Raw genomic sequence first — 1,719 nt, 5'->3', positions numbered from 1 at the left:
TGCTGTTCCGTGAACGGCCGGTTGCCGACCATGCCGAACATTTGCGGACGTTCACGGAACAGCACTTCCAGGTCGCCGCACGCGATGACGGCACGCTTACCGGCATGCGCCACGACGTGATATCGACGACATCCACGTTCGAGGACTGGAACGAAAGCTCCGCCATTCTCACGCGCATGTTGTACGCCACGCCGAATCAGGCAACCACGCACAAGCTCGTGAAACTCGATATCGGCACGCCGACGTTCATGCGCGCGCCGGGCGAGACGAGCGGCTCGTTCGCGCTCGAATCCGCGATGGACGAAATGGCGTACCAGTTGAACATGGACCCGCTCGCGTTGCGCCTCAAGAACTACGCCGACATGGAACCGCAGGAGAAAAAACCGTGGTCGGAGAAGTCGTTGCGCGAGTGTTACGAAAAGGGCGCCGCGAAGTTTGGATGGTCGCGGCGCAATCCGAAACCGCGTTCCATGCAGCAAGGGAACACGTTGATCGGCTGGGGCATGGCGACCGCGACGTATCCGGCGAACCGCAGTGAGGCATCGGCGGTTGTGCGAATCTTGCCCGACGGCACGGCGATGGCGGCATCGGGCACGCAGGATCTCGGCACCGGCACGTTCACCGTGATGACGCAAGTCGCCGCCGATGCCCTCGGCTTCCCGATGGAGATGGTCACGTTCGCGCTCGGGGATTCATCGTTGCCCAAAGCGCCGGTATCGGGCGGATCGCAATCGGCGGCGAGCGTGTCGCCAGCAGTGCGTGAAGCTGCGTCTCAGGTGCGCGGCAAGTTGATCGCGATGGCCATCGCCGATTCGGGTTCGCCGCTCGCCGGCGCATCGGCCGATGACGTGACGGTCAACAACGGCTGGGTCATCAGCCGCGCGGACCCGGCGAAACGCGATCCTGCGGCGGCGATTATCGCGAGGAACGGCGGCAAGCCGATCGAAGCGACGGCGACGGTCAAGCCCGGCGACGAGAAAAAGGAGTACGCGTTCCACTCGTTCGGCGCGGTATTTGCGGAGGTCCACGTCGATGCCGATCTCGGCACGATCCGCGTAGCACGCGTGGTGAGCGTGTACGACGTGGGCAGCCTGCTCAACGAAAAAACCGCGCACAGCCAGTTGATGGGCGGCGTGGTATGGGGCATCGGCTCGGCGCTGACCGAGAAGAGCGAACTCGATCCGCGTTACGGCCGCTACACGAACGCCAATCTCGCGGAGTACCACGTGCCGGTAAACGCTGATATCAACACGATCGATATCACCGTGCTGGGCCAGACCGATCCGCATATCAATTCGCTGGGCGTGCGGGGTATTGGCGAAATTGGCATCACGGGCGTGGCCGGCGCGATCGCAAACGCGGTGTATCACGCGACCGGCGTGCGCGTGCGCGATCTGCCGATCACGCTCGACAAGGTCATGCCCAAGACGATGGTTTGATGGCTTGTACGTTCTGACACCGTGCGGCGTTGCAAAGCCGCACGGTTTTTTTCGTGCTTGCCGCGAGCGATCCGGCTTGTCAAAATCGACGCTTCTTTCTTTTACCCCTCGTCAGGACGCCGGCCATGAGTTATTCATCGAGCGCTACCGGCATCCTGCTTGCCGCCGGCTATGGTTCCCGCTTTGACCCGAGCGGCCTGCACAACAAGCTCCTCGCCACGCTGCCCGACGGCACGCCCGTCGTGTTCCAATCGGCGCGGCGGTTATTGTCGGCTGTATA

The 1,719-nt window shown here is 62.8% G+C and carries 1 protein-coding gene and 1 pseudogene; both read left to right on the top strand.

Translation table 11 applies throughout. The annotated features are described in order from the left end of the window. A partial coding sequence (locus tag ACRXB1_RS35595; protein WP_449494718.1) for a xanthine dehydrogenase family protein molybdopterin-binding subunit occupies positions 1-1,439 on the top strand: 1,439 nt, incomplete at its 5' end. A gap of 125 nt (positions 1,440-1,564) precedes the next feature. Then, positions 1,565-1,719 (top strand): annotated as a pseudogene (locus tag ACRXB1_RS35590) (molybdopterin-guanine dinucleotide biosynthesis protein MobA); the annotation flags it as partial.

This window comes from Caballeronia sp. M23-90, from assembly GCF_053574605.1.
The sequence above is the reverse complement of the archived record's forward strand: the minus strand, read 5'-3'. Positions and strand labels throughout refer to the sequence as shown.